This is a genomic window from Streptomyces sp. NPDC021749, assembly GCF_040640655.1.
Classification (GTDB): domain Bacteria; phylum Actinomycetota; class Actinomycetes; order Streptomycetales; family Streptomycetaceae; genus Streptomyces.
Genome location: NZ_JBFACE010000016.1, coordinates 50,783 through 67,645, shown reverse-complemented (window position 1 = coordinate 67,645; position 16,863 = coordinate 50,783). Strand labels below are relative to the sequence as shown.

The window sequence follows — 16,863 nt, the reverse complement described above, 5'->3', positions numbered from 1 at the left end:
TCGTGGGCGCCCGCTATTTGACGCCCGCTGTACTGACAAGGGTACGGGCGGTACGACGCCGAAGCTCCGTACCGCCCACACCCACCGGCCCCGACGTGATCGGGAGCCGGACGAGCCTTACTTCGAGTAAAGCTCGACGATCAGCTGCTCCTGCACCTGGGTGTCGATCACCTGGCGCTCGGGCAGGCTGTGCACGAGGATCCGCAGCTGCGAGGGGATCGCCTCCAGCCACGCCGGAACGGTCTTCTCGCCGGCCTCGGCCTTGGCCACCTCGAAGGGGGTCAGGTTCCGAGAGCTCTCGCGGACCTCGATGATGTCGTTCACGGCGACGCGGGCCGACGGGATGTCGGTCTTGCGGCCGTTCACGGTGATGTGTCCGTGACGGACCAGCTGACGGGCGTGGTCGCGGGACTTGGCGAAGCCGGCCCGGTAGACCACGTTGTCGAGGCGGGTCTCAAGGATGCGCAGAAGGTTCTCACCGGTCTTGCCGGTCTTCTGGTTCGCTTCCTTGTAGTAGTTCACGAACTGCTTCTCAAGGACACCGTAGATGCGGCTGCACTTCTGCTTCTCACGAAGCTGGAGCAGGTACTCGCTGTCCTTGGTGCGCCCGCGACCGTGCTCACCCGGGGGGTAAGGACGGATCTCGATCGGGCACTTCGCGCTCTCGCACTTGCTCCCCTTGAGGAAGAGCTTCTGCTTCTCCCGACGGCAACGCTTGCAGTCGGCCCCGGTGTAACGCGCCATTGTCTAGTTGTCTCCTACTTCAGTGGGTCAGACGCGGCGACGCTTGGGCGGGCGGCATCCGTTGTGCGGGGTGGGGGTGACGTCCTGGATCGAGCCGACCTCCAGGCCGGTGGCCTGGAGCGAGCGGATCGCGGTCTCACGGCCGGAGCCGGGACCCTTGACGAAGACGTCGACCTTGCGCATGCCGTGCTCCTGCGCGCGGCGGGCGGCCGACTCGGCGGCCATCTGCGCGGCGAAGGGGGTGGACTTGCGCGAGCCCTTGAAGCCGACATGGCCGGCAGAGGCCCAAGAGATCACGTTCCCGGTCGGGTCGGTGATCGAGACGATCGTGTTGTTGAACGTGCTCTTGATGTGAGCGTGCCCGTGGGCGACGTTCTTCTTCTCCTTGCGGCGCACCTTCTTGGCGCCGGCCGTACGGCCCTTCGGAGGCATGAATTTCTCCCGTGGAGGTGGTCGGTCCTACAGCGAAGACCGCTGGTGCGAGCGTCCTGCTGAGGACTACTTCTTGCCCGGCTTCTTCTTGCCGGCGATCGCGCGACGCGGACCCTTGCGGGTACGGGCGTTCGTGCTGGTGCGCTGACCGTGCACCGGCAGACCGCGACGGTGACGCAGACCCTGGTAGCACCCGATCTCGACCTTGCGGCGGATGTCGGCCTGGATCTCGCGACGGAGGTCACCCTCGGTCTTGAGGTTGTTGTCGACGTACTCGCGGATCTTGACGAGGTCTTCCTCGGCCAGGTCGCGGACCCGGGTGTTCGGGTTCACGCCGGTGGCGGCGAGGGTCTGCTGCGAGAGCGTCCGCCCGATACCGAAGACGTAGGTGAGGGCGACCTCCACACGCTTTTCGCGCGGGAGATCAACGCCTGCGAGGCGTGCCATTGATGTGGCTCCTGATGGCTATTCGGAGGTCTTCCGCAGCACCGTTCCCGTAAGACTCTGCAGAATTACGAGCCGGGTCCCCGGCCTCCGAGCCGGGGGTGTCGTCCCCACGCCGCTGGTGCGGGGGGTCGGGTGACTGCGTATGAACGTGTGGTGCTTGCGTCGCGCGAACTGCGAAATGCAGGTGGTCGGCGTGCGTCAGCCCTGGCGCTGCTTGTGGCGCAGGTTGTCGCAGATGACCATGACCCGGCCGTGACGGCGGATCACCTTGCACTTGTCGCAGATCTTCTTGACGCTCGGCTTGACCTTCATGGGATGTGAGGTTCTCCGGGTCAGTGCCGTCACCCCACGGGAGCGGGGTGCCGACAAGATCTACTTGTAGCGGTAGACGATCCGGCCACGCGTCAGGTCGTAGGGAGAGAGCTCCACGACGACCCGGTCATCCGGAAGGATACGGATGTAGTGCATCCGCATCTTGCCGCTGATGTGCGCGAGGACCTTGTGACCGTTCTGAAGCTCCACCTTGAACATCGCGTTCGGGAGGGACTCGATCACGGTGCCCTCGATTTCGATGGCACCTTGCTTCTTGGCCACGCTTCGCCCTTCGAATCGGCTACCTTATGGCGGCTGTCGTTCGCAGATGAAACACCTGCAACGCGCCCGGACTCCCTTACGGGCATACGGATGCACGAGAGCCGACGCGTCAGTCTACGTCAGCGTCCGGGAAAAGACGAATCCAGGATTATTGCCCATGGCGGGAGATCGTTACGCCAGCGGGTCCGGCGCGGCGACGATCCCGAGCTCCGCAAGCCTGGCCTTGCCGCCGTCGGGCGCGGTCAGCACCAGCGGGCCCTGCTCGGTCAGCGCGACCGAGTGCTCCCAGTGCGAGGACCAGCTGCCGTCGTTCGACTTCACGGTCCAGTCGTCTTCGAGGACGTGGGTCTTCGGGGTGCCGAGGTTCACCATCGGCTCGATCGCGATGCAGAAACCGGGCACCAGCTTGGGGCCGCGGCCGCGCTTGCGGTCGACGTAGTTCAGCAGGTGCGGGTCCATGTGCATCTGGGAGCCGATGCCGTGGCCGCCGTAGTCCTCGACGATGCCGTACTTGCCGCTGGCCGGGCGCGGCTGGCGGCGGATGTAGCCCTCGATCGCCTTGGAGATGTCGACCAGCCGGTTGCCCTTGGCGACCGCGGCGATGCCCGCCCACATCGAGGCCTCGGTGACCCGGCTCAGCTCGATCAGCTCCGCCGAGTGCCCGGATCCGACGAACGCGGTGTAGGCGGCGTCGCCGTGCCAGCCGTCGACGATCGCACCGCAGTCGATGGAGATGATGTCGCCGTTCGCGAGGACCGTGTCGGTGTCCGGGATGCCGTGGACCACGACGTCGTTCACCGACGTGCAGATCGTCGCGGGGAAGCCGCCGTAGCCGAGGAAGTTCGACTTCGCGCCGTGCTCGGCGAGCACCTTGCGCGCCGCGTCGTCCAGGTCCTTGGTCGTGGCGCCCGGCACCGCGACCTCCCGGGTCGCGGCGTGGATGGCGGCGACCACCAGCCCCGCCTCGCGCATCTTCGCGATCTGCTCGGGGGTCTTGATCTCCACCATCGCGGCTTACGCCCTTCCGTCCGTGCTGTGTCCGTCGTACCCGACCAACAGTACGGCCGCGGTGCCCGTGCTGGACACCGCGGCCGTACGGAGCTGCGGGCTACTTGCCGCCCTGGAGCGCGGCCATGGCGCGCTCGGTGACCTCTTCGACCTTCCCGAGTGCCGGGATGGTCACGACCAGGTCCTGGGCCTTGTAGTAGTCGATGATCGGCTCGGTCTGCGTGTGGTAGACCTCCAGCCGCTTGCGGACGGTCGCCTCGCTGTCGTCGTCGCGCTGGTACAGCTCGCCGCCGCAGACGTCACAGACGCCCTGCTGCTTCGACGGGCTGTAGGACACGTGGAAGACGTGGCTGGAGTCGTTGCGGCAGATACGGCGGCCGGCGATGCGCTTGACCACCTCTTCCTCGGGGACCTCCAGGTCCAGGACCGCGTCGAGCGTGACGCCGTCCTCCTTGAGGGCCTCGTCGAGCGCCTCGGCCTGCGAGACGTTGCGGGGGAAGCCGTCCAGCAGGAAGCCGCCGGCGGCGTCCGGCTGGTTCATCCGGTCGCGGGCCATGCCGATGGTGACCTCGTCCGGGACGAGCTCACCGGCGTCCATGAACGCCTTGGCCTTCTTGCCGAGGTCGGTGCCCTGGCTGATGTTGGCCCGGAACAGGTCCCCCGTGGAGATGTGCGGGATCGCGAGGTTCTTGGCAAGGTACGCAGCCTGCGTACCCTTGCCGGCCCCCGGGGGCCCGACGAGGACGATTCGCATCAGCGGAGGAACCCTTCGTAGTTGCGCTGCTGAAGCTGGCTCTCAATCTGCTTCACGGTCTCCAGACCCACACCCACGATGATGAGGATGCTCGTCCCGCCGAACGGGAAGTTCTGGTTCGCGTTGAACAGCACCAACGCCACTGTTGGTACGAGCGCGATCAGCCCCAGGTACAGCGAGCCCGGCCACGTGATCCGGTTGAGCACGTAGCTGAGGTACTCGGCCGTCGGGCGACCAGCCCGGATACCCGGGATGAAGCCACCATACTTCTTCATGTTGTCGGCAACTTCTTCGGGGTTGAAGCTGATGGCGACGTAGAAGAAGGCGAAGAAGACGATCAGCAGGAAGTACGTAACGATGTAAACGGGGTGATTTCCCTTGGTGAAGTTGGTGGCGATCCACGTCGCCCATGCCGCCTTCGACCCGCTGAACTGCGCAACCAGGGCTGGAATGTAGAGCAGCGACGACGCGAAGATGACGGGAATCACACCCGCCTGATTCACCTTGAGCGGGATGTACGTGGACGTACCGCCATAGGACCGGCGGCCGATCATCCGCTTCGCGTACTGCACCGGGATGCGGCGCTGGGCCTGCTCGACGAAGACCACCAGGGCGACCATCGCCAGGCCCACCACGATCACCGAGAAGAACTCGATCCAGCCGTCGGCCAGCTTGCCCTGGAGCTTGATCTGCCACAGAGCGCCCGGGAAGCCGGCGGCGATCGAGATGAACATCAGGATGGACATGCCGTTGCCGATGCCGCGGTCGGTGACGAGCTCACCGAGCCACATGATCAGGCAGGTGCCGGCGGTCATGCAGATGACCATCGTGATGGTGGTGAAGATCGAGTCGCTGGGCACGATCTCACTGGCGACCGGGCAGCTCTGGAACAGCGCACCGCTGCGGGCGGTGGCCACCAGGCCGGTGCCCTGCAGGATGGCGAGCGCCACGGTCAGGTAGCGGGTGTACTGGGTGATCTTCGCCTGGCCGGTCTGCCCCTCTTTCTTGAGGGCCTCCAGCCGGGGGATGACCACGGTCAGCAGCTGGAGGATGATGCTCGCCGTGATGTACGGCATGATCCCCAGCGCGAAGATCGTGATCTGCAGCAGCGCACCACCGCTGAACATGTTCACCAGGGCGAACAACCCGCTGTTGCCGCCGGCCTGCTTCATGCAGGTCTCGACGTTCGCGTAGTTCACCCCTGGGACCGGGACGTGCGCTCCGATCCGGTAGAGCACGATGATGCCCAACGTGAACAGCAGCTTCTTGCGCAGGTCGGGCGTCTTGAACGCTCGGGCGAACGCGGTGAGCACGGTGCCTCCTGCGCCTCCCGCCCGCGGGCGAGAGGTAACGGTCTTGAGGATCGACGAATACGTAACGGCCGGAAACCGCGCGGGCACGGCCCACCCGGCGGGGGCCCGGGGCATTGGCCCCGGAAAACAACAGTGCATGCCACCTTACCGGCGACCGTACCCCCGTGGAACGACCAACCGGGGATGCCCCAATCGATGGGCATCCCCGGTCAGTTGAACCAGCGAACTCAGATGAGCTCGGTGACGGTGCCGCCGGCGGCGGCGATCTTCTCCTTGGCGGAGCCGGAGACGGCGTCAACCGAAACCTGCAGCGCCACGGAGATCTCGCCCTGGCCCAGGACCTTGACGAGCTCGTTCTTGCGCACCGCGCCCTTGGCGACCAGGTCGGCCACCGTGACCTCGCCACCCTGCGGGTAGAGCTCGGCCAGCTTGGCCAGGTTCACGACCTGGAACTGCTTGTGGGCGGGGTTCTTGAAGCCCTTCAGCTTCGGGAGGCGCATGTGGAGGGGCATCTGCCCACCCTCGAAGCGCTCCGGAACCTGGTAACGGGCCTTGGTGCCCTTGGTACCACGACCGGCGGTCTTACCCTTGGACGCCTCACCACGACCGACACGGGTCTTGGCGGTCTTGGCGCCCGGGGCGGGCCGGAGGTTGTGGACCTTCAGCGGGTTCTGCTCCGCCATGTCAGTCGACCTCCTTGACCGACACGAGGTGGCGGACGGTGTGCACCATGCCGCGGAACTCGGGGCGGTCTTCCTTGACAACCACGTCGCCCAGCTTCTTCAGGCCGAGCGAACGCAGCGTGTCGCGGTGGTTCTGCTTGCTGCCGATGTAGGACTTGGTCTGCGTGATCTGAAGGCGAGCCATTACGCGCTCACCCCTGCACGCGCCCGCAGCAGAGCGGCGGGAGCCACGTCCTCCAGCGGCAGACCACGACGGGCGGCGATCTCCTCGGGCCGCTGCAGGCCCTGGAGCGCCTCCACCGTGGCGTGCACGATGTTGATCGGGTTCGACGAACCGAGCGACTTGCTCAGCACGTCGTGGATGCCCGCGCACTCCAGAACGGCGCGCACCGGGCCACCGGCGATCACACCGGTACCGGGGGAAGCCGGCTTGAGCAGGACGACGCCCGCAGCCTTCTCGCCCTGGATGGGGTGCGGGATGGTGCCCTGGATACGGGGGACCTTGAAGAAGTTCTTCTTGGCCTCTTCCACGCCCTTGGCGATGGCAGCCGGAACTTCCTTGGCCTTGCCGTAACCGACACCCACGGTGCCGTCACCGTCGCCCACCACGACCAGCGCAGTGAAGCTGAAGCGACGACCACCCTTGACAACCTTGGCGACGCGGTTGATCGCGACTACGCGCTCAACGTACGCGGTCTTCTCGGCGGCAGCGCCACCGTCGCGACCCTTCCGGTCCCGCCGCTCGCCGCCACCGGCACCGCTGCCGCGGCGCTGGGGTCCAGCCATTGGATTTACCTCTCTCTGTTACGTCCGCTAGCTCCGGAACCGGGGCTTTAGAACTTCAGCCCGGCTTCGCGGGCGGCGTCGGCCAGAGCGGCAATCCGCCCGGCGTACTGCTTGCCACCGCGGTCGAACACGACGGCCTCGACACCGGCGGCCTTGGCACGCTCGGCAACCAGGGCGCCGACCTTCTGGGCCTGGGCGCTCTTGTCGCCCTCGCCACCACGGATGGACGCGTCCAGGGTCGACGCCGAGGCCAGGGTGTGGCCCTGGATGTCGTCGATGACCTGAGCGGTGATGCCGCGGTTGGACCGCGTCACGACCAGACGCGGACGCTCCGGGGTACCCGAAATCCGCTTACGGATGCGGATGTGGCGACGCTTGGCGGCGGCGCGCTTGTACGCGTTGCCCTTAGCGATCTTCACACCGTATGCCATGGCTTACTTACCAGCCTTTCCGACCTTGCGGCGGATGACCTCGCCGGCGTACTTGACGCCCTTGGCCTTGTACGGGTCAGGCTTGCGCAGCTTGCGGATGTTCGCCGCCACCTCGCCGACCTTCTGCTTGTCGATGCCCTCGACGCTGAGCTTGGTCGGGGACTCGACCTTGAACGAGATGCCCTCGGGGGCCTCGATCAGGATCGGGTGGCTGTAGCCCAGGGAGAACTCCAGGTTGGAGCCCTTCGCCTGGACGCGGTAACCGACACCGCTGATCTCGAGCGCCTTGCTGTACCCCTGGGTCACGCCGGTGATCATGTTCGCCACCAGCGTGCGGGACAGGCCGTGCAGGGCCTTGTTCTGACGCTCGTCGTTCGGGCGGGTGACGTTGATGACGCCGTCCTCACCCTTGGCGACCTCGATGGGAGCCGCGACGGTGTGCGAAAGGGAACCCTTGGGACCCTTCACGTTGACCGTGCGGCCCTCGATGGTGACGTCCACGCCAGCGGGAACCTGGATGGGCAGCTTGCCAATGCGCGACATTAGCTCTTCCTCCGTTCCCGGGTTACCAGACGTAGGCGAGGACTTCCCCACCCACGCCCTTCTTCTGCGCCTGCTGGCCGGTGAGCAGACCGTGCGACGTGGAGATGATCGCCACGCCCAGGCCGCCGAGCACCTTCGGCAGGTTGGTGGACTTTGCGTAGACCCGCAGGCCCGGCTTCGAGATCCGCTTGATGCCGGCGATCGAGCGCTCGCGGTTCGGGCCGAACTTCAGCTCAAGGACGAGGTTCTTGCCGACCTCGGCGTCCTCGACGCGCCAGCCGGTGATGTAACCCTCCTGCTGGAGGATCTCCGCGATGTGCGACTTGATCTTGCTGTGCGGCATCACGACGGTGTCGTGGTACGCCGAGTTCGCGTTCCGCAGACGGGTCAGCATGTCTGCGATGGGGTCAGTCATGGTCATGAATTGGCCTTCGGCCTCTCTCGCCGGGGTTTCCTATGTGCGCCATCCCTCTCCCCGATCAGAGTCGGGACGGGTGCGGCGCGGGGACCTACGGCGTAGTAAGCGACGTTATGCGGGCACGGCCCGCGGTCGGTCTCGGGCGGCGGGACACCCAAACCCTTCCACCCTACGGGAAAAAGGGGCAGGTGCCCGCCGACCGACTGCTTACCGAGAGTCTCCGGGGTATCCCAACTGGGGGATTACCAGGAGCTCTTGGTCACGCCCGGCAGCTCGCCACGGTGAGCCATCTCACGAAGGCACACGCGGCACAGGCCGAACTTGCGGTACACGGAGTGCGGACGGCCGCAGCGCTGGCAGCGGGTGTACGCGCGCACACCGAACTTCGGCTTGCGAGCAGCCTTGGCAATCAGAGCCTTCTTCGCCATCTCGCTCACGCCTCCTTGAACGGGAAGCCGAGGTGACGAAGGAGAGCGCGGCCCTCATCGTCGTTGGTCGCCGTGGTGACCACGGTGATGTCCATACCCCGGGTACGGTCGATCTTGTCCTGGTCGATCTCGTGGAACATGACCTGCTCCGTGAGACCGAAGGTGTAGTTGCCCCGACCGTCGAACTGCTTCGGGGACAGACCACGGAAGTCGCGGATGCGCGGGAGCGCGAGCGACAGCAGGCGGTCCAGGAACTCCCACATGCGGTCACCGCGGAGGGTGACGTGGGCACCGATCGGCTGGCCCTCGCGCAGCTTGAACTGCGCGATGGACTTACGGGCCTTGGTGACGGCCGGCTTCTGGCCGGTGATCGTGGTGAGGTCGCGGATGGCGCCCTCGATCAGCTTGGAGTCGCGGGCGGCGTCGCCCACACCCATGTTGACCACGATCTTGGTCAGACCGGGGATCTGCATGACGTTCTCGAAGGAGAACTCGTCCTTCAGCTTCCCGGCGATCTCTTCGCGGTAGCGCGTCTTGAGACGCGGCGCGTTGGTGGTGGCAGTCATCAGATGTCCTCACCGGTCCGCTTGGCAACGCGGATCTTGTTGCCCTCGTCGTCGAAGCGGTACCCGACGCGGGTGACGACCTTCTTGCCGTCCTTCTCCACCACGAGCTGAACGTTGCTCACGTGGATCGGGGCCTCGGTCGTCACGATGCCGCCGGTCTTCGAACCACGAGCGGTCTGTCCGGCCTTGGTGTGCTTCTTGACCCGGTTGACACCCTCGACCAGAACACGGTCCTCGCGGGGGAAGGCCTGGATGACCTTGCCCTGCTTGCCCTTGTCCTTACCGGTGATGACCTGGACCAGGTCGCCCTTCTTGATCTTCATCGGTTACAGCACCTCCGGCGCGAGCGAGATGATCTTCATGAACTTCTTCTCGCGCAGTTCCCGGCCCACGGGGCCGAAGATGCGGGTGCCGCGGGGGTCGCCATCGTTCTTGAGGATGACGGCCGCGTTCTCGTCGAAGCGGATGTACGAGCCGTCCGGACGGCGGCGCTCCTTGACGGTGCGAACGATGACGGCCTTGACGACGTCACCCTTCTTCACGTTGCCACCGGGGATCGCATCCTTGACGGTGGCGACGATGACGTCACCGATGCCCGCGTAGCGGCGACCGGAACCACCGAGAACACGGATGCAAAGGATTTCCTTCGCACCAGTGTTGTCGGCGACACGCAGTCGCGACTCCTGCTGGATCACGTCTATCTCCTGAATGTCTGCCGGTTCCCGGCGAGAAGCGCGAGTGCTTCGCGCTTCTCGCCGAGCCTGGCGGAACTGTTCCTAGGGGGTCCCCCTAGGAGGGATTACTTGGCCTTCTCGAGGATCTCGACGATGCGCCAGCGCTTGGTGGCGGACAGCGGCCGGGTCTCCATCAGGAGGACGCGGTCGCCGACACCGGCAGCGTTCTGCTCGTCGTGCGCCTTGAGCTTGTTGGTACGGCGGATGACCTTGCCGTACAGCGCGTGCTTGACGCGGTCCTCGACGGCGACGACGACGGTCTTGTCCATCTTGTCGCTGACGACCAGACCCTCACGGGTCTTGCGGAAACCGCGCTCGTTCGTCTCAGTCACATTCTTCTCGCTCATCAGGCGCTCTCCACCGTCTCGATGCCGAGCTCGCGCTCCCGCATCAGGGTGTAGATCCGGGCGATGTCCTTCCGGACGGCCTTCAGCCGGCCGTGGTTCTCGAGCTGTCCGGTCGCCGCCTGGAAGCGGAGGTTGAACAGCTCCTCCTTGGCCTCACGAAGCTTGGCAACGAGGTCCTCGTTGTTCAGCTCGCGCAGCTCGGTCGCCTTGGTACCGGCCGCCATCACGACTCACCTGCCTCGCGCCGCACGATGCGGCACTTCATCGGAAGCTTGTGGGCGGCGCGGGTCAGCGCCTCCTTGGCAACCTTTTCGTTCGGGAAGGACAGCTCGAACATCACCCGACCGGGCTTGACGTTCGCGACCCACCACTCCGGAGAACCCTTACCGGAACCCATGCGGGTTTCGGCCGGCTTCTTCGTCAGCGGACGGTCGGGGTAGATGTTGATCCACACCTTGCCGCCACGCTTGATGTGACGGGTCATGGCGATACGAGCGGACTCGATCTGCCGGTTCGTCACGTAGGCCGGGGTGACGGCCTGGATTCCGTACTCACCGAAGGCCAGCTCGGTGCCACCCTTGGCCATGCCGTTGCGCTTCGGGTGGTGCTGCTTGCGGTGCTTGACCCTGCGAGGGATCAGCATGTCGGTCAGGCCTCCGTTCCGGGGGTCTCCGCCGGAGCAGCGGCTGCGGCCTCGGCCTTGGGGGCCTCGGCAGCGGCGGTCTGCTGCGGCTTGCGGCCACCGCGGCCGCCACGCTCGCCACCGCGGCGCGGGCGGTCGTTACCGCCACCGCGGGCCGGGCGGTTACCCGCACGGGCGGCGGCGTTCTCGGCGCGCACCTCGGCGATGTTCTTGACGTCGCCCTTGTAGATCCAGACCTTCACGCCGATGCGGCCGAAGGTGGTCTTGGCCTCGAAGAAGCCGTAGTCGACGTTCGCGCGGAGGGTGTGCAGGGGCACACGGCCCTCGCGGTAGAACTCCGAGCGGGACATCTCGGCGCCGCCGAGACGGCCACCGCACTGGATCTTGATGCCCTTGGCGCCGGCCTTCATCGTCGACTGCATGCTCTTGCGCATGGCGCGACGGAAGGAGACGCGGGAGGACAGCTGCTCGGCGACGGCCTGGGCCACGAGCTGAGCATCGGTCTCGGGGTTCTTGACCTCAAGGATGTTCAGCTGGACCTGCTTGCCGGTCAGCTTCTCCAGCTCGCCGCGGATGCGGTCGGCCTCGGCGCCGCGGCGGCCGATGACGATGCCCGGACGAGCGGTGTGGATGTCAACGCGGACGCGCTCACGGGTGCGCTCGATCTCCACCTTGGAGATACCGGCGCGCTCCATGCCCTTCGTCATCATGCGACGAATGGCGACGTCTTCCTTGACGTAGTCCTTGTACAGCTTGTCGGCGTACCAGCGGGACTTGAAGTCCGTCGTCACGCCGAGGCGGAACCCGTGCGGGTTTACCTTCTGGCCCATTACCGGGTTCCTTCCTTGCTGCTGACGACCACGGTGATGTGGCTGGTCCGCTTGCGGATCCGGTAGGCACGGCCCTGGGCACGCGGACGGAACCGCTTCAGGGTCGGGCCCTCGTCGACGTACGCCTCGCTGATAACCAGCGTGGAGGCGTCCGTGTGGTCGTAGTTGTGCGCGGCGTTGGCAATGGCGCTGTCCAGCACCTTGCCCACCGGCACGCTCGCGGCCTGCGGGGCGAAACGCAGGACCGCCTGAGCCTCCGTGGCATCCATGCCACGGATAAGGTCCACCACGCGGCGGGCCTTCATGGGCGTGACGCGGATGTACCGCGCCTGGGCCCTGGCTTCCATGGTTGTCCCTTCGGTGTCAGTCATAGTCTTCGCACTCCGGTCGATCAGCGACGACGCGACTTGCGGTCGTCCTTCTCGTGGCCGCGGAAGGTGCGGGTCGGCGCAAACTCGCCGAGCTTGTGGCCGACCATCGACTCGGTGACGAACACCGGGACGTGCTTGCGGCCGTCGTGCACCGCGATCGTGTGGCCGAGCATGGCCGGGACGATCATGGAGCGGCGGGACCAGGTCTTGATGACGTTCTTGGTGCCGGCTTCGTTCTGCGTGTCCACCTTCTTGGCGAGGTGGTCGTCGACGAAGGGCCCCTTCTTGAGACTGCGCGGCATCTAAACCCGCTCCTAGCGCTTCTTGTTCGTCTTGCGGCGGCGGACGATGTACTTGTTGCTGGCCTTCTTCGGCGAGCGAGTACGACCCTCCTTCTGGCCCCAGGGCGAGACCGGGTGGCGACCACCGGAGGTCTTGCCCTCACCACCACCGTGCGGGTGGTCGACCGGGTTCATCACGACACCACGCACGGTCGGGCGGACGCCCTTCCAGCGCATGCGGCCGGCCTTGCCCCAGTTGATGTTCGACTGCTCGGCGTTGCCGACCTCGCCGACGGTGGCGCGGCAGCGCACGTCGACCAGGCGGATCTCACCGGACGGCATACGAAGGTGGGCCATCGCGCCCTCCTTCGCCAGCAGCTGCACGGAGGCACCGGCCGAGCGGGCGAACTTCGCACCGCCGCCCGGACGCAGCTCGATCGCGTGGATCGTCGTACCCACGGGGATGTGGCGCAGCGGCAGGTTGTTGCCCGGCTTGATGTCGGCGCCAGGGCCGTTCTCAATCCGAGCACCCTGGACCAGGCCACGGGGCGCGATGATGTAGCGCTTCTCGCCGTCTGCGTAGTGCAGCAGCGCGATGCGCGCGGTGCGGTTCGGGTCGTACTCGATGTGCGCGACCTTGGCCGGCACGCCGTCCTTGTCGTGACGACGGAAGTCGATCACGCGGTAGGCGCGCTTGTGGCCACCGCCCTGGTGGCGAACGGTCACACGACCGGCGTTGTTACGGCCGCCCTTGCTGTGCAGCGGGCGGACCAGCGACTTCTCCGGCGTGGACCGCGTGATCTCGACAAAGTCGGCGACGCTGGAGCCACGACGGCCCGGGGTCGTCGGCTTGTACTTGCGGATACCCATTTCTCAGTCCTCGTCCGATTCCGGACGACTCGGACTCCGTTAGGAGACCGGGCCGCCGAAGATGTCGATACGGTCGCCCTCGGCGAGGGTCACGATGGCGCGCTTGGTGTTGGCGCGCTTGCCGTAACCGGTGCGGGTGCGCTTGCGCTTGCCCTGCCGGTTGATCGTGTTGACCCCGGTGACCTTGACCGAGAAGACCGCCTCGACGGCCTGCTTGATCTGGGTCTTGTTGGCACGCGGGTCGACGACGAACGTGTACTTGTTCTCGTCCAGCAGCGCGTAGCTCTTCTCGGAAACCACCGGCTTGACGAGAATGTCGCGGGGGTCCGTGAAGGTCTTGCTGGTGACGACGGCCTCAGTCATCAGGCGTCGCTCCCTTCGGTCTCAGCGTTGGCCTTGGGGCCGGACACGAAGGACTCGAAGGCGGCCTTGGTGAAGACCACGTCGTCGGAGACGAGCACGTCGTACGTGTTCAGCTGGCCCGGCTCCAGGATGTGAACCTGGGGCAGGTTGCGGGCGGAGAGCCACGCGGCCTCGTCGCTGCGCTCGGCGATCAGGAGCAGGTTCTTGCGCTCCGAGATCTTGCCGAACAGCGTCTTGGCGGCCTTGGTGGAGATCTCGCCCTCGACCACGCCGGAAACGACGTGGATGCGGCTGTTGCGGGCCCGGTCGGTGAGGGCACCGCGCAGCGCGGCGGCCTTCATCTTCTTCGGGGTCCGCTGGCTGTAGTCACGCGGCACGGGGCCGTGGACGATGCCACCGCCGGCGAACTGCGGCGCACGGGTCGAACCCTGGCGCGCGCGGCCGGTGCCCTTCTGGCGGTACGGCTTCTTGCCACCGCCGCGGACCTCGCCGCGGGTCTTGGTCTTGTGCGTGCCCTGACGGGCCGCGGCCAGCTGCGCAACAACGACCTGGTGGATCAGCGGAACGCTGACCTTGGCGTCGAAGATCTCCGCGGGGAGCTCGACGGACCCGGCCTTGTCGCCAGCAGGCGAAAGGATGTCAATGGTGCTCATCGGTTACCTCAGGCCCCCTTGGCCGCGGTACGGACCAGGACGAGGCCGCCGTTCGGACCAGGAACTGCGCCCTTGATGAGCAGCAGACCCTTCTCCGCGTCAACGGCGTGGACGGTCAGGTTCTGGGTGGTGACCCGCTCATTGCCCATACGGCCGGCCATCCGCATGCCCTTGAACACGCGGCCCGGGGTGGCGCAGCCACCGATGGAGCCCGGCTTGCGGTGCACGCGGTGGGCACCGTGCGAGGCCTTGCCGCCGCCGAAGCCGTGACGCTTCATGACACCGGCGAAGCCCTTGCCCTTGCTCTTGCCGGTCACGTCCACCTTGGCGCCGGACTCGAAGGTCTCGGCGGTCAGCTCCTGGCCGAGGGTGTACTCACCGGCGTCGGGAGTACGGACCTCGACGAGGTGACGGCGGGGGGTGACGTCGGCCTTCGCGAAGTGGCCCTTGAGGGGCTTGTTCACCTTGCGCGGGTCGATCTCGCCGAAGGCGATCTGGACGGAGTCGTAGCCGTCCTGGTCATTGGTGCGCACCTGGGTAACGACACAGGGCCCGGCCTTGACGACGGTGACCGGAACAACACGGTTGTTCTCGTCCCACACCTGCGTCATGCCGAGCTTCTCGCCCAGGATGCCCTTGATCTGCTTAGCCATCTCTCAGATCACCGACCCTCAGAGCTTGATCTCGATGTCGACACCGGCCGGGAGGTCGAGTCGCATCAGGGAGTCAACGGTCTTCGGCGTCGGGTCGAGGATGTCGATCAGGCGCTTGTGCGTGCGCATCTCGAAGTGCTCGCGCGAGTCCTTGTACTTGTGCGGCGACTTGATGACGCAGTACACGTTCTTTTCAGTGGGCAGCGGCACCGGGCCCGCGACCGACGCACCAGTGCGGGTCACCGTCTCGACGATCTTCTTCGCCGAGGAGTCGATGACCTCGTGGTCGTAGGCCTTGAGCCGGATGCGGATCTTCTGTCCCGCCATGGCTACTTCGTAGTCCTGTCTCTCGTAACGCTCTGGGACCCGGAAGGTTCGCGTCCTTCTCCGACCCACGCGGTCGGGCGTGTCGCACCCCTTCTCGTAAATCTCCGCACGGGAGATCCCTCAAGAAGGAGGAGGCGGGGGAAGGACACCCACCGGGCGCCTGGCCGAGGCACCCCGCTGACGCTTCCCGGAAGATTCCCGTACTTCCGCCCCTGAGAAGGGACGACGAATACCTGGGACTCGCTTCCGGTCCCCCCGGCGGGAGGCGCGCAGCATCGGCACTCAACCGAGCAACCTGAACAGTGTGCCATAGCACGGGTGGCCCGGGCCAATCGGGCACCGGGTGCGCCGAACGTCACGCGTGTCGCCGGAGCGGCGGTCACGCTGCGTAACGCGGCATGCGCAGTGCACGCAAGGGGCCGCTTTCAACGCCCTGTCATGTGCGTCACAAAATCAACCCACGCGACGGACGTGAAGCTGAGCCGGGGGCCGTGGGTGTTCTTGGAGTCGCGGACGTGGACCGCGCCGGGGGTGGCCGCTACCTCGACGCAGTCATTGGGGTTGCTGGTGTCGCTGTAGCTGCTCTTGAACCACCGCAGCTCGGAACCATCCCCGGCGGAGAGCTTGTGGATCATGATTCCCCCAGCACTTGCTCGATGAAGGCCAGCGACTCCGCTGGCGCGAGAGCTTGTGCCCGGATGATGCCATACCTCAGCTCAAGGATGCGGAGCCGCCTGGGGTCGGAAACCGGACGACCGGCAAACTCGTCGTCGATGCGCCCAACAGCCGAACCGTCAGCGAACTTCAGCACCTGAATCCGCCCGCCAGTTCCAGGGTGGTTCCACCGCTCGATCGGCATCACCTGGATCTCGACGTAGGGCAACGCAGCCACCCGCAGAAGGTTTTCGAGTTGCCGACGCCATACCATCACACCCCCGACAGGGCGCCGCAGCGACGCCTCCTCCAGCACAAAGCTGAATTCGGGAGCCGGCGTCCGCTCGAAGATCGACTGGCGGGCCATGCGTGCAGCCACGGCTCGCTCCAGCTCGTCCTGCGACGGTGCAGGACGTCGCGTACCGAGCAGTGCCCTCGCGTGATCCTCCGTCTGCAACAACCCGTGCAGGCTGTGACTGCCGTAGGCCAAGAGCTCGACCGCCCGCTCCTCCAGCTTGGCCAGCTCCCGCACCTTCTTCGGATACCGGGCCTCCGCCACGTCCCGCTTCATCGCGGCCAGCTTCCCGCCCGCCCCCAGTACCTCGTCCGCCCGGTCCAGGAACTCCGGCCGCGGGATGCGGCGCCCGCCCTCCACCTTGTAGATCAGGTCCTCCCCGTACCCGATCGCCGCGCCGAACTCGGCCGCCCGCAGTCCGGCCGCCTCGCGCCACGCCTTGAGCTGGCGGCCCACCGTCGCCACCACCGCCGCTCCCGATTCATCGTCCGGATCGACGTCCCAGCCTGGCTCGTCCGCCCCGCGGTCCACAGTCCCGTCGTTCGTGTCCATCCACGCCCACCTCCGAGATGCCCTTCCCTGCCAACGTCCGCCGGCCGTCGACGGCACGCCGGACAGCCGGGACAGGGCTGGACAAGCCCGGGACAGTGTCCGTACGCACGGGCGCCAGCACTTCTCAGCGTGCACGCACATCG

General features: G+C 66.3%; 31 protein-coding genes. All 31 read right to left on the bottom strand.

The genetic code is table 11. The features are described from left to right. Window positions 1-117: 117 nt before the first annotated feature. The 31 genes from rpsD to AB0G35_RS17945 all read right to left on the bottom strand — a co-directional run bounded on the left by rpsD (window position 118) and on the right by AB0G35_RS17945 (window position 16,720). On the bottom strand, window positions 118-744 hold the full coding sequence (gene rpsD / locus AB0G35_RS18095) for a 30S ribosomal protein S4 (RefSeq protein ID WP_360949740.1): 627 nt from the start codon (window positions 742-744) through the stop codon (window positions 118-120). Window positions 745-771: 27 nt separating this feature from the next. Then, entirely contained in the window at window positions 772-1,176 is a 405-nt protein-coding gene (rpsK, locus tag AB0G35_RS18090; protein ID WP_004571845.1) for a 30S ribosomal protein S11, read from the bottom strand. A gap of 66 nt (window positions 1,177-1,242) precedes the next feature. Beyond that, window positions 1,243-1,623 carry a 30S ribosomal protein S13 gene (rpsM, locus tag AB0G35_RS18085; RefSeq protein ID WP_018090888.1) on the bottom strand — a complete coding sequence of 127 codons (381 nt, stop codon included), beginning with the start codon at window positions 1,621-1,623 and terminating at the stop codon, window positions 1,243-1,245. Window positions 1,624-1,821: 198 nt separating this feature from the next. Continuing rightward, window positions 1,822-1,935 (bottom strand): 50S ribosomal protein L36, encoded by a 114-nt coding sequence (rpmJ, locus tag AB0G35_RS18080; protein ID WP_003956441.1) that lies wholly within the window; start codon window positions 1,933-1,935, stop codon window positions 1,822-1,824. A 60-nt stretch (window positions 1,936-1,995) separates the two neighbouring features. After that, window positions 1,996-2,217 (bottom strand): translation initiation factor IF-1, encoded by a 222-nt coding sequence (gene infA / locus AB0G35_RS18075; protein WP_003956442.1) that lies wholly within the window; start codon window positions 2,215-2,217, stop codon window positions 1,996-1,998. Between the two features lie 171 nt (window positions 2,218-2,388). After that, window positions 2,389-3,225: a type I methionyl aminopeptidase gene (map, locus tag AB0G35_RS18070; protein ID WP_360949735.1), complete on the bottom strand. Its 837-nt coding sequence runs from the start codon at window positions 3,223-3,225 to the stop codon at window positions 2,389-2,391. 100 nt (window positions 3,226-3,325) lie between these two features. Continuing rightward, window positions 3,326-3,979, bottom strand: coding sequence for an adenylate kinase (locus AB0G35_RS18065; protein ID WP_360949732.1), 654 nt, complete (start codon window positions 3,977-3,979; stop codon window positions 3,326-3,328). Next, window positions 3,979-5,292: a preprotein translocase subunit SecY gene (gene secY, locus AB0G35_RS18060; RefSeq protein WP_360949729.1), complete on the bottom strand. Its 1,314-nt coding sequence runs from the start codon at window positions 5,290-5,292 to the stop codon at window positions 3,979-3,981. The genes AB0G35_RS18065 and secY overlap by 1 nt, the downstream gene beginning before the upstream one ends. Window positions 5,293-5,519: 227 nt before the next feature. Then, complete coding sequence (gene rplO / locus AB0G35_RS18055; protein ID WP_030062886.1) at window positions 5,520-5,975, bottom strand: 50S ribosomal protein L15; 456 nt, start codon at window positions 5,973-5,975, stop codon at window positions 5,520-5,522. A 1-nt stretch (window position 5,976) separates the two neighbouring features. Then, window positions 5,977-6,159, bottom strand: a complete 183-nt coding sequence (gene rpmD / locus AB0G35_RS18050) for a 50S ribosomal protein L30 (RefSeq protein ID WP_360949726.1) — start codon at window positions 6,157-6,159, stop codon at window positions 5,977-5,979. Beyond that, entirely contained in the window at window positions 6,159-6,761 is a 603-nt protein-coding gene (rpsE, locus tag AB0G35_RS18045) for a 30S ribosomal protein S5 (protein WP_043264889.1), read from the bottom strand. The genes rpmD and rpsE overlap by 1 nt, the downstream gene beginning before the upstream one ends. Window positions 6,762-6,808: 47 nt before the next feature. After that, window positions 6,809-7,192 (bottom strand): 50S ribosomal protein L18, encoded by a 384-nt coding sequence (rplR, locus tag AB0G35_RS18040; protein ID WP_030413021.1) that lies wholly within the window; start codon window positions 7,190-7,192, stop codon window positions 6,809-6,811. A 3-nt stretch (window positions 7,193-7,195) separates the two neighbouring features. After that, on the bottom strand, window positions 7,196-7,735 hold the full coding sequence (rplF, locus tag AB0G35_RS18035; protein WP_201803195.1) for a 50S ribosomal protein L6: 540 nt from the start codon (window positions 7,733-7,735) through the stop codon (window positions 7,196-7,198). 22 nt (window positions 7,736-7,757) lie between these two features. Next, on the bottom strand, window positions 7,758-8,156 hold the full coding sequence (rpsH, locus tag AB0G35_RS18030; RefSeq protein WP_030413019.1) for a 30S ribosomal protein S8: 399 nt from the start codon (window positions 8,154-8,156) through the stop codon (window positions 7,758-7,760). Between the two features lie 239 nt (window positions 8,157-8,395). Then, window positions 8,396-8,581 (bottom strand): type Z 30S ribosomal protein S14, encoded by a 186-nt coding sequence (locus AB0G35_RS18025; protein ID WP_003956452.1) that lies wholly within the window; start codon window positions 8,579-8,581, stop codon window positions 8,396-8,398. A 5-nt stretch (window positions 8,582-8,586) separates the two neighbouring features. Next, window positions 8,587-9,147: a 50S ribosomal protein L5 gene (gene rplE / locus AB0G35_RS18020; protein ID WP_030413018.1), complete on the bottom strand. Its 561-nt coding sequence runs from the start codon at window positions 9,145-9,147 to the stop codon at window positions 8,587-8,589. Then, window positions 9,147-9,470: a 50S ribosomal protein L24 gene (gene rplX, locus AB0G35_RS18015; RefSeq protein ID WP_065963007.1), complete on the bottom strand. Its 324-nt coding sequence runs from the start codon at window positions 9,468-9,470 to the stop codon at window positions 9,147-9,149. Before rplX ends, rplE begins: the two co-directional genes overlap by 1 nt. 3 nt (window positions 9,471-9,473) lie before the next feature. After that, entirely contained in the window at window positions 9,474-9,842 is a 369-nt protein-coding gene (rplN, locus tag AB0G35_RS18010; protein ID WP_003998823.1) for a 50S ribosomal protein L14, read from the bottom strand. A 104-nt stretch (window positions 9,843-9,946) separates the two neighbouring features. Further along, window positions 9,947-10,228, bottom strand: coding sequence for a 30S ribosomal protein S17 (gene rpsQ / locus AB0G35_RS18005; RefSeq protein WP_006604882.1), 282 nt, complete (start codon window positions 10,226-10,228; stop codon window positions 9,947-9,949). After that, complete coding sequence (gene rpmC, locus AB0G35_RS18000) at window positions 10,228-10,452, bottom strand: 50S ribosomal protein L29 (protein WP_004950453.1); 225 nt, start codon at window positions 10,450-10,452, stop codon at window positions 10,228-10,230. Before rpmC ends, rpsQ begins: the two co-directional genes overlap by 1 nt. Beyond that, entirely contained in the window at window positions 10,452-10,871 is a 420-nt protein-coding gene (gene rplP / locus AB0G35_RS17995) for a 50S ribosomal protein L16 (RefSeq protein WP_004571829.1), read from the bottom strand. Before rplP ends, rpmC begins: the two co-directional genes overlap by 1 nt. A gap of 5 nt (window positions 10,872-10,876) precedes the next feature. Further along, on the bottom strand, window positions 10,877-11,701 hold the full coding sequence (gene rpsC / locus AB0G35_RS17990) for a 30S ribosomal protein S3 (protein ID WP_085925687.1): 825 nt from the start codon (window positions 11,699-11,701) through the stop codon (window positions 10,877-10,879). Further along, window positions 11,701-12,048, bottom strand: coding sequence for a 50S ribosomal protein L22 (gene rplV, locus AB0G35_RS17985; protein ID WP_009997296.1), 348 nt, complete (start codon window positions 12,046-12,048; stop codon window positions 11,701-11,703). Before rplV ends, rpsC begins: the two co-directional genes overlap by 1 nt. A 44-nt stretch (window positions 12,049-12,092) precedes the next feature. Next, entirely contained in the window at window positions 12,093-12,374 is a 282-nt protein-coding gene (rpsS, locus tag AB0G35_RS17980; RefSeq protein ID WP_043264896.1) for a 30S ribosomal protein S19, read from the bottom strand. Between the two features lie 12 nt (window positions 12,375-12,386). Continuing rightward, a complete protein-coding gene (rplB, locus tag AB0G35_RS17975; RefSeq protein ID WP_030413014.1) occupies window positions 12,387-13,223 on the bottom strand; it encodes a 50S ribosomal protein L2 in 837 nt (278 codons plus the stop codon). Window positions 13,224-13,262: 39 nt separating this feature from the next. Then, window positions 13,263-13,586 carry a 50S ribosomal protein L23 gene (rplW, locus tag AB0G35_RS17970; protein WP_030413013.1) on the bottom strand — a complete coding sequence of 108 codons (324 nt, stop codon included), beginning with the start codon at window positions 13,584-13,586 and terminating at the stop codon, window positions 13,263-13,265. After that, the gene (gene rplD, locus AB0G35_RS17965; RefSeq protein WP_360949715.1) at window positions 13,586-14,239 is read right to left on the bottom strand and encodes a 50S ribosomal protein L4; all 654 of its coding nucleotides are present in this window, start codon (window positions 14,237-14,239) and stop codon (window positions 13,586-13,588) included. The genes rplW and rplD overlap by 1 nt, the downstream gene beginning before the upstream one ends. A gap of 8 nt (window positions 14,240-14,247) precedes the next feature. Continuing rightward, window positions 14,248-14,892 carry a 50S ribosomal protein L3 gene (gene rplC, locus AB0G35_RS17960; protein ID WP_360949712.1) on the bottom strand — a complete coding sequence of 215 codons (645 nt, stop codon included), beginning with the start codon at window positions 14,890-14,892 and terminating at the stop codon, window positions 14,248-14,250. A gap of 18 nt (window positions 14,893-14,910) precedes the next feature. Then, a complete protein-coding gene (gene rpsJ / locus AB0G35_RS17955) occupies window positions 14,911-15,219 on the bottom strand; it encodes a 30S ribosomal protein S10 (RefSeq protein ID WP_003948644.1) in 309 nt (102 codons plus the stop codon). 425 nt (window positions 15,220-15,644) lie between these two features. Beyond that, the gene (locus AB0G35_RS17950) at window positions 15,645-15,854 is read right to left on the bottom strand and encodes a DUF397 domain-containing protein (protein WP_360949709.1); all 210 of its coding nucleotides are present in this window, start codon (window positions 15,852-15,854) and stop codon (window positions 15,645-15,647) included. Further along, window positions 15,851-16,720, bottom strand: a complete 870-nt coding sequence (locus tag AB0G35_RS17945) for a helix-turn-helix transcriptional regulator (RefSeq protein ID WP_360949706.1) — start codon at window positions 16,718-16,720, stop codon at window positions 15,851-15,853. The genes AB0G35_RS17950 and AB0G35_RS17945 overlap by 4 nt, the downstream gene beginning before the upstream one ends. Between the last annotated feature and the right edge of the window lie 143 nt (window positions 16,721-16,863).

Bases quoted from the DNA above. Each gene is read 5' to 3' on its own strand.
- rpsD (WP_360949740.1), bottom strand. From the start codon at position 744: ATGGCGCGTTACACCGGGGCCGACTGCAAGCGTTGCCGTCGGGAGAAG.
- rpsK (WP_004571845.1), bottom strand. From the start codon at position 1,176: ATGCCTCCGAAGGGCCGTACGGCCGGCGCCAAGAAGGTGCGCCGCAAG.
- rpsM (WP_018090888.1), bottom strand. From the start codon at position 1,623: ATGGCACGCCTCGCAGGCGTTGATCTCCCGCGCGAAAAGCGTGTGGAG.
- rpmJ (WP_003956441.1), bottom strand. From the start codon at position 1,935: ATGAAGGTCAAGCCGAGCGTCAAGAAGATCTGCGACAAGTGCAAGGTG.
- map (WP_360949735.1), bottom strand. From the start codon at position 3,225: ATGGTGGAGATCAAGACCCCCGAGCAGATCGCGAAGATGCGCGAGGCG.
- AB0G35_RS18065 (WP_360949732.1), bottom strand. From the start codon at position 3,979: ATGCGAATCGTCCTCGTCGGGCCCCCGGGGGCCGGCAAGGGTACGCAG.
- rplO (WP_030062886.1), bottom strand. From the start codon at position 5,975: ATGGCGGAGCAGAACCCGCTGAAGGTCCACAACCTCCGGCCCGCCCCG.
- rpmD (WP_360949726.1), bottom strand. From the start codon at position 6,159: ATGGCTCGCCTTCAGATCACGCAGACCAAGTCCTACATCGGCAGCAAG.
- rpsE (WP_043264889.1), bottom strand. From the start codon at position 6,761: ATGGCTGGACCCCAGCGCCGCGGCAGCGGTGCCGGTGGCGGCGAGCGG.
- rplR (WP_030413021.1), bottom strand. From the start codon at position 7,192: ATGGCATACGGTGTGAAGATCGCTAAGGGCAACGCGTACAAGCGCGCC.
- rplF (WP_201803195.1), bottom strand. From the start codon at position 7,735: ATGTCGCGCATTGGCAAGCTGCCCATCCAGGTTCCCGCTGGCGTGGAC.
- rpsH (WP_030413019.1), bottom strand. From the start codon at position 8,156: ATGACCATGACTGACCCCATCGCAGACATGCTGACCCGTCTGCGGAAC.
- AB0G35_RS18025 (WP_003956452.1), bottom strand. From the start codon at position 8,581: ATGGCGAAGAAGGCTCTGATTGCCAAGGCTGCTCGCAAGCCGAAGTTC.
- rplE (WP_030413018.1), bottom strand. From the start codon at position 9,147: ATGACTGCCACCACCAACGCGCCGCGTCTCAAGACGCGCTACCGCGAA.
- rplX (WP_065963007.1), bottom strand. From the start codon at position 9,470: ATGAAGATCAAGAAGGGCGACCTGGTCCAGGTCATCACCGGTAAGGAC.
- rpsQ (WP_006604882.1), bottom strand. From the start codon at position 10,228: ATGAGCGAGAAGAATGTGACTGAGACGAACGAGCGCGGTTTCCGCAAG.
- rpmC (WP_004950453.1), bottom strand. From the start codon at position 10,452: ATGGCGGCCGGTACCAAGGCGACCGAGCTGCGCGAGCTGAACAACGAG.
- rplP (WP_004571829.1), bottom strand. From the start codon at position 10,871: ATGCTGATCCCTCGCAGGGTCAAGCACCGCAAGCAGCACCACCCGAAG.
- rpsC (WP_085925687.1), bottom strand. From the start codon at position 11,701: ATGGGCCAGAAGGTAAACCCGCACGGGTTCCGCCTCGGCGTGACGACG.
- rplV (WP_009997296.1), bottom strand. From the start codon at position 12,048: ATGGAAGCCAGGGCCCAGGCGCGGTACATCCGCGTCACGCCCATGAAG.
- rpsS (WP_043264896.1), bottom strand. From the start codon at position 12,374: ATGCCGCGCAGTCTCAAGAAGGGGCCCTTCGTCGACGACCACCTCGCC.
- rplB (WP_030413014.1), bottom strand. From the start codon at position 13,223: ATGGGTATCCGCAAGTACAAGCCGACGACCCCGGGCCGTCGTGGCTCC.
- rplW (WP_030413013.1), bottom strand. From the start codon at position 13,586: ATGACTGAGGCCGTCGTCACCAGCAAGACCTTCACGGACCCCCGCGAC.
- rplD (WP_360949715.1), bottom strand. From the start codon at position 14,239: ATGAGCACCATTGACATCCTTTCGCCTGCTGGCGACAAGGCCGGGTCC.
- rplC (WP_360949712.1), bottom strand. From the start codon at position 14,892: ATGGCTAAGCAGATCAAGGGCATCCTGGGCGAGAAGCTCGGCATGACG.
- rpsJ (WP_003948644.1), bottom strand. From the start codon at position 15,219: ATGGCGGGACAGAAGATCCGCATCCGGCTCAAGGCCTACGACCACGAG.
- AB0G35_RS17950 (WP_360949709.1), bottom strand. From the start codon at position 15,854: ATGATCCACAAGCTCTCCGCCGGGGATGGTTCCGAGCTGCGGTGGTTC.
- AB0G35_RS17945 (WP_360949706.1), bottom strand. From the start codon at position 16,720: ATGGACACGAACGACGGGACTGTGGACCGCGGGGCGGACGAGCCAGGC.